General features: G+C 61.1%; 13 protein-coding genes. 10 read left to right on the top strand and 3 right to left on the bottom strand.

Annotated features, from left to right (window positions below; genetic code table 11):
* Nucleotides 1-19: 19 nt before the first annotated feature.
* Nucleotides 20-1,432 carry a dihydrolipoyl dehydrogenase gene (gene lpdA, locus F4V60_RS01540; RefSeq protein ID WP_075729019.1) on the top strand — a complete coding sequence of 471 codons (1,413 nt, stop codon included), beginning with the start codon at nt 20-22 and terminating at the stop codon, nt 1,430-1,432.
* Nucleotides 1,433-1,594: 162 nt separating this feature from the next.
* Here the strand turns inward: lpdA and ramB are convergent, their stop codons facing one another.
* A complete protein-coding gene (gene ramB, locus F4V60_RS01545) occupies nt 1,595-3,004 on the bottom strand; it encodes an acetate metabolism transcriptional regulator RamB (RefSeq protein WP_075729020.1) in 1,410 nt (469 codons plus the stop codon).
* Nucleotides 3,005-3,384: 380 nt separating this feature from the next.
* Between ramB and F4V60_RS01550 the strand changes: the two genes are divergently transcribed.
* The 8 genes from F4V60_RS01550 (at nt 3,385) to F4V60_RS01585 (ending at nt 10,174) form a co-directional block, all read left to right on the top strand.
* Nucleotides 3,385-4,140 carry a succinate dehydrogenase cytochrome b subunit gene (locus F4V60_RS01550; protein WP_075729021.1) on the top strand — a complete coding sequence of 252 codons (756 nt, stop codon included), beginning with the start codon at nt 3,385-3,387 and terminating at the stop codon, nt 4,138-4,140.
* A 17-nt stretch (nt 4,141-4,157) separates the two neighbouring features.
* On the top strand, nt 4,158-6,173 hold the full coding sequence (locus F4V60_RS01555; RefSeq protein ID WP_075729022.1) for a fumarate reductase/succinate dehydrogenase flavoprotein subunit: 2,016 nt from the start codon (nt 4,158-4,160) through the stop codon (nt 6,171-6,173).
* Nucleotides 6,173-6,922 carry a succinate dehydrogenase/fumarate reductase iron-sulfur subunit gene (locus F4V60_RS01560; protein WP_075729023.1) on the top strand — a complete coding sequence of 250 codons (750 nt, stop codon included), beginning with the start codon at nt 6,173-6,175 and terminating at the stop codon, nt 6,920-6,922. Before F4V60_RS01555 ends, F4V60_RS01560 begins: the two co-directional genes overlap by 1 nt.
* A gap of 101 nt (nt 6,923-7,023) precedes the next feature.
* A complete protein-coding gene (locus F4V60_RS01565; RefSeq protein WP_075729024.1) occupies nt 7,024-7,398 on the top strand; it encodes a hypothetical protein in 375 nt (124 codons plus the stop codon).
* Between the two features lie 93 nt (nt 7,399-7,491).
* Nucleotides 7,492-8,796, top strand: a complete 1,305-nt coding sequence (locus tag F4V60_RS01570; RefSeq protein ID WP_075729025.1) for a DUF445 domain-containing protein — start codon at nt 7,492-7,494, stop codon at nt 8,794-8,796.
* 49 nt (nt 8,797-8,845) lie between these two features.
* Nucleotides 8,846-9,370: a CGLAU_01105 family protein gene (locus F4V60_RS01575; protein WP_075729026.1), complete on the top strand. Its 525-nt coding sequence runs from the start codon at nt 8,846-8,848 to the stop codon at nt 9,368-9,370.
* Between the two features lie 6 nt (nt 9,371-9,376).
* Nucleotides 9,377-9,667, top strand: coding sequence for a DUF2516 family protein (locus F4V60_RS01580; RefSeq protein ID WP_075729027.1), 291 nt, complete (start codon nt 9,377-9,379; stop codon nt 9,665-9,667).
* 18 nt (nt 9,668-9,685) lie between these two features.
* Nucleotides 9,686-10,174, top strand: coding sequence for a hypothetical protein (locus F4V60_RS01585; protein WP_075729028.1), 489 nt, complete (start codon nt 9,686-9,688; stop codon nt 10,172-10,174).
* Nucleotides 10,175-10,194: 20 nt separating this feature from the next.
* Here F4V60_RS01585 and F4V60_RS01590 read toward each other — a convergent pair whose 3' ends face one another.
* Complete coding sequence (locus F4V60_RS01590; RefSeq protein WP_075729029.1) at nt 10,195-10,992, bottom strand: LmeA family phospholipid-binding protein; 798 nt, start codon at nt 10,990-10,992, stop codon at nt 10,195-10,197.
* 276 nt (nt 10,993-11,268) lie between these two features.
* Nucleotides 11,269-11,760, bottom strand: coding sequence for a DUF2505 domain-containing protein (locus tag F4V60_RS01600; RefSeq protein WP_075729030.1), 492 nt, complete (start codon nt 11,758-11,760; stop codon nt 11,269-11,271).
* A 24-nt stretch (nt 11,761-11,784) separates the two neighbouring features.
* Here F4V60_RS01600 and F4V60_RS01605 point away from each other — a divergent pair, with 24 nt between their 5' ends.
* Nucleotides 11,785-12,879 carry a UDP-N-acetylmuramate dehydrogenase gene (locus tag F4V60_RS01605; RefSeq protein WP_075729031.1) on the top strand — a complete coding sequence of 365 codons (1,095 nt, stop codon included), beginning with the start codon at nt 11,785-11,787 and terminating at the stop codon, nt 12,877-12,879.
* The last annotated feature ends 49 nt before the right edge of the window (nt 12,880-12,928 follow it).

Genomic DNA, 12,928 nt, shown 5'->3' on the forward strand with positions numbered 1-12,928 from the left:
GTTACGTATTGTATGGGACGTGACTAAAGAACATTATGACGTTGTAGTACTCGGCGCGGGCCCTGGCGGGTACGTTGCCGCCATTCGTGCCGCGCAACTGGGTAAGAAAGTTGCCGTTATTGAGAAGCAGTACTGGGGTGGTGTCTGCCTCAACGTAGGCTGCATCCCCTCCAAGGCTTTGCTCAAGAACGCCGAGGTTGCGCACACCTTCAACCACGAGGCTAAGGACTTTGGCATTTCCGGCGAGGTCACCTTCGACTACGGTGCAGCGCACAAGCGCTCCCGGAAGGTATCCGCCGGCATCGTCAGGGGTGTGCACTACCTCATGAAGAAGAACAAGATCACTGAAATCAATGGTCTGGGTTCCTTCACCGATGCCAAGACCATCGAAATCACCGAGGGCGATGACAAAGGCAAGACCCTCACCTTCGATAACTGCATCATCGCCACCGGCTCCGTCGTGCGCTCCCTGCCCGGCGTGGAAATCGGCGGAAACATCGTCTCCTATGAGGAGCAGATCCTCAAAGAGGATGCCCCGAAGTCCATGGTCATCGTGGGCGCAGGCGCCATCGGCATGGAATTTGCCTACGTCCTGGCCAACTATGGCGTTGACGTCACCATCGTCGAGTTCATGGACCGCGTCCTGCCCAACGAGGACAAGGACGTCTCCAAAGAGATTGCTAAGCAGTACAAGAAGCTTGGCGTGAAGCTGCTGACCGGCTACAAGACCACCGCCATCAAGGACAACGGCGACAACGTCACCGTTGAGGTGGAGTCCAAGGACGGCTCCAAGAGCGATTCCCTCACCGTCGATCGCTGCATGGTCTCCATCGGCTTTGCCCCGCGCGTCAAGGGCTTCGGTCTCGAAAACACCGGCGTGGAGCTCACCGAGCGCGGCGCCATCGCCATCGATGACAACATGCGCACCAACGTCGAGAGCATCTACGCCATCGGCGATGTCACTGCCAAGCTGCAGCTGGCGCACGTGGCAGAGGCACAGGGCGTCGTAGCGGCAGAAACCTTGGCCGGCGCGGAGACGCAGCTGCTCGGTGACTACATGAACATGCCGCGCGCCACCTTCTGTAACCCGCAGGTCGCCTCCTTCGGCTACACCGAAGAAGCCGCGCGCGAGAAGTTCCCAGACCGCGACATCAAGGTCTCCGTATTCCCCTTCTCCGCCAATGGCAAGGCAGCCGGCCTCAACGAGACCGCAGGCTTTGTCAAGCTCATCGCTGATGGTGAGTTCGGCGAGCTTATCGGCGGCCACCTCGTGGGCTCCAACGTCTCCGAGCTGTTGCCGGAGCTCACCCTGGCGCAGCGATTCGACCTCACCGCTGAGGAAATCGGGCGCAACGTCCACACTCACCCGACTCTCTCGGAGGCCATGAAAGAGGCCGCGGAGGGAATCAACGGCCACATGATCAACCTCTAGGCCTTTCTTAATAAGACTTGGCTCAGGCCCTTAGCGCCCACGCCACGATATGCTTCCTTCCTCGCGGAAGGGGCCTCGTGGCGTGGGCGCTTTGTGTTCGGTGGTGCCTTCTCTGCCTGGCGACGTCGCCAAGCAGCGAAGGGGCACGGGTGGTTGGCGCGGTTAGTAGGGAGCGACGGCGGAACGGTGGGCGTCGATTGTCAGGGCCTCGTGGATGGGGGGGAAGGCGCGCTGAGCGCAATTGACGCGGGGGCACGTGCGGCAACCAGCGCCGATGGGGGTGGCGGTGGAAAGGTTCTCGAGGTCGAGGCCGGCGGCGTAGACGGTGCGGTCGGCGTGGCGAGCCTCGCAGCCTAGGCCCACCGCGAAGAGCTTGTTTGTCTCCCCGTAGCGGCCCTGGTGGTGCTGGACCGCGCGCGAAATCCACAGATAATTACGGCCGTCGGGCATCTGCGCGAGCTGGCGGGAGATGACGCCCGGCCGGCCAAAGGTCTCATAGATATTCCACAGCGGGCAGGTGCCACCCGAGTTGGAAAAATGCACGCCGGTGGCCGATTGCCGCTTCGACATATTGCCGGCGCGGTCCACGCGCACGAAAGTAAAAGGAATGCCGCGCTTATTGGGGCGCTGCAGGGTAGACAGGCGGGAGGCTACCGTTTCATAGCCCACCCCGAAGACCTGGCAGAGGTACTCCACGTCATAGCCTGACTGCTCCGCCTCGGCGTGAATGGTGGAATAGGGCAGCACGGTGGCTGCAGCGAAATAGCTGGCGATGCCGCGCCGGGCAAGGTTCCGGGAGGCGTCGGAGGTGAATGGTTCTTGGGAAATTAGCTCGTCGATCAGTGGTTCTGCTTCCAAGAAGCTGAGCTCGGCGGCCATGCGGAAGGCGCGCTGGCCCTCGCTGAGCCGGCTGGCCAAGCGGAATGCGCCGGATTCGCGGTCGAAGCGGTGCAAGGTGCCATCCATCTGGGGGGTGACGATGATGTCGACGCCGTGCTTATCGCGCAGACGCTGTGCCAGGGCGTGCTCGGTTTCGGAGATCTGGAAGGGCGCAACGTCGATCTCTTGTGCCAAGGATTCGGCGTGGAGATCGAGGGCATCGAGGTAGTTCTGGCGCGCGTAGAAGAAATCGCGGACCTCGTCATGGGGCATGGACAGGGCCTGGGGGTTATCGGTGGCGCGCCGGGTATCCGTGGCTAGCGAGAGCTTATCGCGCACGTTGCGGTAACGGCGGTGAATGTCAACGAGGGTGCGGGCCACGGTGGGATGGTTGTAGACAAGCTCGGAGAGCTCCTGCATCTCCACGGGGGAGGGGCACAGCTCCTTGTCTTGGATAACGTCTTGGATCTCCGCGAGTAGCCGGGAGTCATCGTCACGGGAAAAGAACGTTGCATCTACGCCGAAAGCCTCGGTGATGCGGAGCAAAACGGGGACCGTTAGGGGCCGGACATCGTGCTCGATCTGGTTGACGTAGCTGGCCGAAAGTCCCAGGGTGGCGGCGAGCGAGGCCTGGCTGAGGTCGCGTTCACGGCGCAGCTGTCGCAGCCGCGAGCCTACGTATGTCTTACTCATGACGGAAAGACTACCTGCCTGCCAACTGGTATAGCACCATATTTGCAAAGTTAGTGTGAAGCCTCTTAACCACACTGTGTAGAGGGGGCTTTTGGGGGAGGAACCCACCCGAAAGTTTGACGCCTAACGTGGGTGGAAAAGTCACTAGGACTACCCCGGGTGAGCAAGCTCACAATGGGCGGGTTAATTACGCAAGGCCAATATTGCGAAAAGGCAGTGAGCGAGGTAGTGGGGTTGCGGGAGTGACTAATAAAGGCGATCCTTGCCTAAAGTCTCTTCGGTAGGAGGTAGAGAGCTCGTGTTGGGCGGTGAAACGGCCCGAAATCAACTAGTGACGTGTCCGAGGCCGTGCGTAAGGTAAAGGCGACAATGGAGGTGTCATGACTGTTAGAAATCCAGACCGTGAGGCTATCGCTCACGGCCATATTACGAACGAGAACATTCGTACCAAGCCGGCCGTTCCGTCTTGGGTCCTGAAGTTGGTTATGGCCGTCACCGGCCTGCTCTTCGCTCTCTTTGTTGTCGGCCACATGGCCGGCAACCTCAAGCTCTACATGCCCGCGCACGATGGTGGTGAGGCACTCGATATTTATGGCGAGTTCCTGCGTTCCTTCGGCGAGCCGCTGTTGCCGCATGGCTCGTTCCTGTGGGTAGTGCGCATCGTCTTGCTGGCCGCTATTGTCGGCCACATTTACGGCGCATTCGCTCTGACCGCGCGTTCCAAGCAGTCCCGTGGCAAGTTCAAGCGCACCGCACTGATGGGCGGCGTCGATTCCTTCGCCACCAAGTCCATGCTGGTCACCGGCGCCGTATTGCTGCTCTTCATCATTTTCCACATCCTGGATCTGACCATGGGTGTTGCCCCGGTAGCACCGGAAGCGTTCGTGCACGGTGAGGTCAAGGCCAACATGATTGCGACCTTCAGCCGCTGGCCGGTCACCATCTTCTATGTCTTGGCTATGGTTTGCCTGTTCCTGCACCTGACTCACGGTATCCGCCTTGCTGCCTCAGATCTGGGCATCACCGGTGCGAAGTGGCGCCAGACTTTCCTAGTTCTGGCCTACATCATCCCGGCCGTTGTCTGCATCGGCAACATCGTTATGCCCCTGTCCATCGCCCTGGGTTGGGTCAGCTAAAGGAGCTTCTTCGAACCATGACTAATACTGAACTCAAGCGCGAGCGCCCCGACTTCTCGCAGCCAGAATCTATCGTCTCGGGCGTGTCTCTCGGTAGCATCCTCGAGTCTAATGAGCCCCACGGCGTTCCCATGCGGGACATGTGGGACTACCAAAAAGACCACATGGAGCTGGTCTCCCCGCTCAACCGCCGCAAGTTTGAGATCCTCGTGGTAGGCACCGGCCTTTCTGCCGGCGCATCCGCCGCAGCACTCGGCGAGCTGGGCTACAACGTGAAGGTCTTTACCTATCACGACTCCCCGCGGCGCGCTCACTCGATCGCTGCCCAGGGTGGCGTTAACGCCTCCCGGCACAAGATGGTCGATAACGACTCCGCTTATCGCCACACCAAGGACACCGTCAAGGGCGGTGACTACCGTTGCCGCGAGTCCGATTGCTGGCGCCTGGCCTATGAGTCCATTCGCGTCATCGACCACATGAACGCCATTGGTGCTCCCTTCGCCCGTGAGTACGGCGGAACCTTGGCCACCCGTTCCTTCGGTGGCGTGCAGGTCTCGCGTACCTACTACACCCGTGGACAAACGGGTCAGCAGCTGCAGCTGTCGACCACGTCCGCGCTCTATCGCCAGATTGGCTTGGGCAACGTCGAGCTTTTCGCTCACCACGACATGCAGGACATTATCACCTACGTTGATAATGGCACCAAGCGCGTCGGCGGCATCGTTACCCGTAACCTCATCACTGGTGAGCTCAAGACCTTCACCGGTCACGCGGTTATCTTGGGCACCGGCGGCTACGGCAACGTCTATCACATGTCCACGTTGGCCAAGAACTCCAACGCTGGCGCCATGATGCGTGCCTACGAGGCTGGCGCCTACCTGGCCTCCCCGGCATTCGTGCAGTTCCACCCGACGGGCCTTCCGGTTAACTCCGAATGGCAGTCCAAGACGATCCTGATGTCGGAGTCCCTGCGTAATGACGGCCGCATTTGGTCGCCCATCAAAGAGGGCGATGACCGCGACCCCAAGGACATCCCGGAAGACGAGCGCGATTACTTCCTCGAGCGCCGCTACCCGGCCTTCGGCAACCTTGTTCCCCGTGACGTTGCCTCCCGTGCCATCTCCCAGCAGATCAATACGGGCCTGGGCGTTGGACCGCTGCACAACTCGGTGTACCTCGACTTCCGTGATGCCATTGAGCGCCTCGGCAAGGACAAGATCCGCGAGCGTTACTCCAACCTCATCGAAATGTATGAGGAGGCCATCGGTGAGTCCGCTTATGAGACGCCGATGCGCATCGCCCCCACCTGCCACTTCACCATGGGTGGCCTGTGGACCGACTTCAACGAGATGACCACTATTGACGGTCTCTTCGCGGCCGGCGAGTGCTCGTGGACCTACCACGGCGCGAACCGCCTGGGCGCAAACTCGCTGCTTTCCGCTTCGGTTGATGGCTGGTTCACCCTGCCCTTCACCCTGCCGAACTACCTGGCCCACCACCTGGGTGAGGACAAGCTCGCTGAGGAATCCACCGAGGCCAACGAGGCTCTGTCCCGCGCGCAGGATCGCATTGACCGCCTCATGGCTGTCAGTGGCGACAACCCGCACGGACCGGCCTACTATCACCGTCAGCTGGGGGATATCCTCTACTGGGGTTGTGGCGTTTCTCGTAACGTTGAGGACCTTAAGGTCGCCATCGACAAGATTCGCGCGCTGCGCGAAGACTTCTGGTCCAACGTTCGCATCACCGGCCAGGCCGATGATATGAACCAGGTCCTCGAGTATGGCCTGCGCGTCGCTGACTACATCGACTTGGGCGAGCTCATGTGCGTCGATGCCCTCGACCGTGACGAGTCCTGCGGCGCCCACTTCCGGGATGATCACCTCTCGGAGGACGGCGAAGCAGAGCGCGATGACAAGAACTGGTGCTTCGTTTCTGCCTGGGAGCCGGGTCAGAAGCCGGGCGAGTTCATTCGCCACGCCGAGCCTTTGTACTTTGATTCGATCCCGCTGATGACAAGGAACTACAAGTAATGAAACTGACACTTGAGATCTGGCGTCAAGCCGGACCTACCCAAGAGGGCAAGTTCGAGACCGTACAGGTCTCGGACGCCGAAGAGCAGATGTCCCTACTGGAGTTGCTCGACCACGTCAACGACGGTCTGATCGAGGAAGGCAAGGAGCCTTATGCCTTCGCCTCCGATTGCCGTGAAGGCATCTGTGGCACCTGTGGCCTGCAGATCAATGGTCGCCCGCATGGCCCAGGTCAAAACACCCCGGCCTGCCAGCAGCGCCTGTTCCAGTTCAAAGATGGCGACACCCTGAAGATCGAGCCTTTCCGCTCGGCTGCATACCCCGTCATCAAGGACATGATCGTCGACCGCACAGCGCTCGACCACGTCATGGAGCAGGGCGGCTATATCTCCATCGAGGCCGGTACCGCACCGGACGCCGATACGATGCACATCAACCACGAGACCGCCGAGTTCGCCTTGGATCACGCGGCGTGCATTGGCTGTGGCGCCTGCGTTGCCGCTTGCCCCAACGGTGCGGCTCACCTGTTCACCGGCGCCAAGCTGGTTCACCTCTCCCTCATGCCCCTGGGTAAGGAAGAGCGTGGCCGCCGTGCCCGCAACATGGTCGATGACTTGGAGCAGAACTTCGGTCACTGCTCGCTGTATGGCGAGTGCGCCGATGTCTGCCCGGCCGGAATCCCGCTCACGGCCGTCTCCGCGGTTACCCGCGAACGCGCACGGGCTGCTTTCCGCGGCAAAGATGACTAAGCTATAGTCGTTTATAGGTATTGAGAAGAATACTTAAGAAGAGTTCTTAAGATGAATGCTAGGAACACCAGAAGTACAAGGATTGGGAGAGAGATTCAGCCATGAGCGATAACACCCATGCAGTTGCTGATCACGCGAGTGAGACCTACCCGGAGTTCTCCGGCAAGGTGCAGGATACCTACATCGAAGGCTATGACCCCGTGTCATTCGCCGCACCGCACTCCTCCCTGCTGCGGGTTTCCACCTGGGTAGGAATGGGTCTCATCCTTTCCCTCCTGCCGGCCGCAGGCATCGTGATCTGGGGTCTGGGCACCCACACCTTCCACTATGGAACGGCTAGCCGCAACAACCCCATGGCCTTCACCATCGGTGGTGCCATTGTGCTCGTCATCCTTTCCGTGGCCGCTGTCGCTTCCGTCTACTACGGTCGTCGCTATTACCGTCAGTACCGGAAAGAAACTGGTCGTTCAAACTAGTATCTGAGAGTCCTACTCTTCTTATCTTCATTGACCCCCGCTGCCGTAATATGGCGCGGGGGTTTCGTCTAGCTTTAAGGGAAAGTATTTTACATGACCGAGTCCATTGCTTCGCGCCGTTCAGTTCCGGGGCCGAGCCCTGAGGTGGAGGCCGAGCGTCGGCGTGCCTTAAGGCGCTATAAGTTCTTCGTTACCGCTCTGTTGCTCGTCGCAGCGGCTATCTTCTTAGGTTGCTCTTCGTGGCAGAATCAGCCAGGGGGAGCACCCGTGTGGGTCGGCTACGTGCGTGCTGCGGCCGAGGCCGGCATGGTGGGTGGTCTGGCGGACTGGTTCGCGGTGACCGCTATCTTCCGTCGCCCGCTTGGCCTGCCCATTCCGCACACTGCGCTCATTCCCAATAAGAAGGATCAGATCGGGGAATCTCTCAGCGGCTTTGTGGGGGAGAACTTCCTCAACGCGGAGCTCATCACAGAGAAGGTCTCGCAGGCAAACCTGCCGGAGAAGGCCGGGCACTGGCTGGCTCAGGACAAGAATGCGGCGCGGGTATCGCATGAGCTGGGCCGCTTGACGGCTAACGCTGTGCGAGCGTTGGACCCGAAAGAGGCGGAGGCGCTCATTCAATCCCAGCTCATCGATCGCCTCGCGGAGCCCGAGTGGGGGCCGCCGGCGGGAAGACTCCTGTCTGGCCTCATCCAGGAGGGCAAGCTCGAGCCGGTGGTCGATGAGGTCATCGACTGGGGCCATCGCAAGATTCTGACGATGGAAGATGACATCGTCACGCTTATCGACGAACGTATGCCGCACTGGGCCCCACGTTTCGCACGCAGTCTCGTCGGGGAGAAAGTCTACCGTGAGTTGGTCAACTGGACGGCTGAGGTCAAGGCAGACAAGAACCACGATGCCCGCAACGCCATTCGCCGTACCCTTTCGCAGCTGGCGCAGGATCTCCAGCAAGACCCAGAGATGATTGCGCGGGTGGAGTCCTTAAAGGCCGACGTCATGGGATCAACAGCCATGCGCGGTGCGGCGGCGGCGTTGTGGGCGGCGGCCGCGCAAGCCATCATCGAGCAATCCGAGGACCCGGAGTCGATGTTGCGCTCCAAAATTGAGCAATTGTGCCTGCGCTGGGGAAAGAATATTCAAGAGGATCCGGAGCTGCGGGAGAGCCTGGATCGTCGCCTTACCTCTGCGGTGGCCTTCTTCGCCGAGAACTACTCCGGCGAGGTCACCGGGATCATTTCTGAGACCATCAAGCGCTGGGATGCCAGCGAGGCGAGCGAAAAGATAGAGCTCATGGTGGGCAAGGACCTGCAGTTCATTCGCCTCAACGGCACCGTTGTCGGCGCACTCGCCGGCTTAGCTATCTACACTGGCAACCATCTACTGTTTGGGCTCTAGCAGTCTAGGCAGTGCACTACCCGTCCCCGAGTAGAAAGAAGTACCTGACATGACTGACAAGAAATCCCTGACAGATTCCCTCAAAGAGGCGGGCAGCTCCGCCTTCGAGGTAGCCAAAGAGTTCGGGGGCCACCTCAAGGCCGACCGGGCAAAGCAGGCAGAGGATAAGCCTGCAGGCGAGGGCACAGGAAACTCTTCGGACAACGTCTTCGACAAGGTTTCGAGCACCGCCAAGGACTTGGGAGCCACACTCAAAGCGGCCGCAGAGGCAACCCGGACCTCGGAAGCCTTCGCAGACGCGAAAGGCAAGATCAATACCGCCTATAATGAAACTCGCGAGGGGGTCAGCGAGGCCTATAAGTCCGCCAAGGAACGTAGCCAGCGCGCGGAGGGCAACGCCACTCCGGACGGCCCTAGTGCCAAGACCGGCAATCCGAGCAAGACCGACGGCACCGCTGCTGATGGATCCGCTTCCCCGGCGGAGGAGATCCTCGAAGGCGAAGTCATCGAAACTGACCACACCGACCATCCTGACCACACTGACCACACTGACCACACTGATCCGACAAAGTAAGAGTAAATGGACATTCTGATTCTCATCATGAACAACCTGCAGTACTGGGTGTTCATGGCACTTTCCATCTTCGCCGTGATCGGGGCGGTGCTCGCCGCCTCGACGCGCGAGGATGCCTTCCGCGCCGGCGACCGTAAAAACAAGTGGTCCTGGGTGGGCTTCTTGGCAGCGTCCGCAGTGGGCATGATGCTGCCCCTGCCCTTCATCCCTTGGATCGGCGCAGTGGTGACCGGGATTTACTGGTTTGATGTGCGGCCGCAGCTGCGTGCCATCATCAACGGCGATTACAGCTACTAAAAGCAGTGGCAGCCTAACATGGAATACCTCAATCTTTTGGAGTCCACTTCTGAGCAGGTCCGTGCGCAGGCAGAGGGCAACAGCGTGGTGGTCTCACCGACCCACGTTGCCGCCGCCTTGAGCGGAAAAGCCCACGAGGTGATCTCGGTGGCGGGCTATCCCACCGGCAGGCACCACAGCCTCATCAAGGCCTCGGAGGCGCGCTTGGCGGTCTATACGGGTGCTACAGAGATTTGGTTGGCGGTAGATCCGCAGCTGGAGGACTCAAATGAGTTGCTTTCAGAGCTTGTCGCCGTGCGGGAGGCTTGCCCGCAGCCGGTTAAGCTGGCGCTCATTGCCACGAACCAAGCCGCGGTGGACGCGGCCGAGTTCGCAGGATTTCAGCGCATCGTTCTGCACCACGCCAAGCGGGAAAAAGCAGAGCCCACGGATTCGGCAGCGCCTGCGAAGCCCGCTCAGGGCGTGAGGTCGGCGCTGCCTACTGTGGACTTCGACTTCTCCGGCTAGGGCCGCGTCGGCCACTCCGGCTAGGCCGCGTTAGTCTCACCGGGGGCGGTGGAGACCGCGGAGCTGAGCTCCTTTAAGGGGACGTTCGTGCCGGCGACGGTGAGCTTTAGCTCCCCGCTTCCTACCTCGACGGCGTCGACGTGCAGCTGGCTGCCCACGAACTGCTCTTGTACCCCCTCGCGCAAGGAATCTGAGAGGGCAGCGGTGGCCTGATCAGGAAGGTTCATTCCGAATACTGCTGCTTTGCGGGTGGCGATGTCGAGTACGCCGTTGTTCGCGCTGGGCTCGAGGGCGAGGCTGGCGAGCCCTCCGCCGAACTCGACGTCGATAGTGTTGTCTTCCGCGTTCGTGGTGATCGAGGTGATCACCATGTTGCCCAAGGTGGCATTGTCGGATTGTTCCGCGATGCTCTTTTGGAAGGTGGCGAGGAGGAAGTCATCCGGGAGTGTGGTGGTCGCACGCATCTGGCCGGCCACCGGCGCGGAGGCGACGCTGAGATCGCGCAGCTCGATGTCGGCGGCGGGCTGGCCCTTCACCTCCGTGCCCTCAATCTGCAGGGTGGAGGGAGTGCTCATGTTCATCTGCGAGATCTTGCCGCCCAGCATGCCAAGGGTAAGCGGGCTGGCACCGAAGCTGACGCTGGGCTTTTCTGTCACCTCGAGGCCCTCGGCCTGGGTGGTTTCCATAAACTGGGAGGTCATCTGCCTTCCCATGTACCAGCGCAGGCCAAATTCGGCGATGAGCAGGATAAGAAGGAGGCCGACGAGCACGCCGACAAAGATTTTCCACGCCTTAGAAGCGGAGTCTTGAGAAGCCATGGCTAATAGTGTGGTCTATGTTGTCCCCCAAGGCTAGTCAGGCACGAAAATCATAGTCGGGTTCACAGGTGCGGGGCGACGAGCTCCCAGTCTACGGTGAGCGTGTTATCGCGGAGCCGACGGCGAACTGGGTGGACGGGTAGCCCGACTTCGCCAAGCAATTGACGCGCCATGCGCTAACGCACCCGCGGGTGATGACGCCAAAAGGCCGACCCGCACCCGCGCTGGCGCGCAGATTATGTGCATGGTCGGCCATGGTTTTAACCCGAGGAAGGACTAGAGGTTAGCGGAGATCCACTGATCGGCAAGGTTGCCTTCGTTGGTGAAGAGCTCGCCCAGAGCCTCGCCCACCTTCGGCTCGATGGCGGCACCCATGAGGGGGATGTTCACCGAGACCTCGTTGATGTAGGACAAGGTGGTGGTGTCGCCCTCACCGGTCAGGGAAATCTCGCCCTTGAAGTCGACGGGGGTTCCCTTCACGTCTGCGGTGTAGGTGACGTCGGCAGCGTTGCCCTCGAGGGCACCGACGGTGATGACGCGCTTGACCTTGAGGTCCTGCGAGACCATGGCGCGCACGGCCTCGGGCAGCAAAGTGGTGGGCAATACCTCGTAGAGGATCGCGGTGTTATCCGTGAAATCGTGCACCTCGCCGGGGTCCGGGGAGAGGTTGGCTACGATGTATTCCCAATAGCCCTCGCTGAGCAGTGCCTTGTGCACCTTCTCGATGGGCTGATTGATAGTTACGGTGTTTTCGCTACGGGTTGACATGCGTAACAGACTACCTTGGTAGGGGTGTTAGAAGAATTCTTGACCCAGCAGCTGGCAGCGGTCGAGGGGATCACCCTCGACTATGACACCGACTTTGCCTCCTTGACCACCCTGCGGGTGGGCGGGAAACCCCAGGTATTGGTGCGTTGCTCGAACCCGGAGGCGGCCGTGGCTGCCACCCAGCTTGTCGACGACGCCTCGGTACCTCTCGTCATCGTCGGCGGCGGCTCCAACCTGCTGGTGCGCGATGGCGCAGTGGACGTGGTGGCGCTTTTGCTCGAGTTCGGCGATATCAACGTCGACGCGGGGTCAGGCCTCGTGCGCGCCGGGGCGGGGGCCGAGTGGGACCGCGTGGTCGCGGCATCCGTGGACGCTGGATTGGGCGGCATCGAATGTCTCTCCGGAATCCCCGGCTCGGCAGGGGCGGTGCCGGTACAAAACGTGGGCGCTTATGGTGCGGAAATCTCTGACGTGCTTACCCGGGTGCGCCTCTACGACAGGCGGGCCCACGTCGACGAATGGGTGCCCGCCGCCGACCTGGACCTGGACTATCGCTACTCCAACCTCAAGTTCACCCACCGCGCGTTGGTCCTTGAGATCGAGTTGCAGCTGAGCACCGATGGCCTATCCAAGCCCCTGCGTTTTGGGCAGCTCACCCAGCAGCCCGGTGAGCGGCGCCGCGTTGCCGAGGTCCGCGAGGAGGTCCTGCGCCTGCGCCACGGCAAGGGAATGGTCTTAGACCCGCAGGACCACGACACGTGGTCTGCCGGTTCCTTCTTCACTAACCCCATCGTTGATCCCGCGCTTGCCGAAGCCGTCTGTGCACGCGTGCGCACCACCCACGGGGACGCCGTGGCTGAGACAATGCCGCGCCACGCGGTGGCCAAGGGCGAGAAGCTCTCGGCTGCCTGGCTCATTGAAAAGGCAGGTTTCCCCAAGGGCTACCCGGGGCAGGGGCGCGCGACCTTGTCGACCAAGCACACGCTGGCCTTGAGCAACCGCGGCGAAGCCCGCGCCGAGGACATCGTGGCCCTTGCCCGCGACATCCGCGATGGGGTGCGTGCGGCCTTCGGCGTTGAGCTTGTTCCCGAGCCCGTCTGGCTGGGCCTGGCGCTCTAGGCGTGTGCGTGTCCCAAGGGCGCGTTCGCTGCACATAGCGGCCAAAAGT

The sequence above is a fragment of the Corynebacterium flavescens genome, from assembly GCF_008693105.1.
GTDB lineage: Bacteria > Actinomycetota > Actinomycetes > Mycobacteriales > Mycobacteriaceae > Corynebacterium > Corynebacterium flavescens.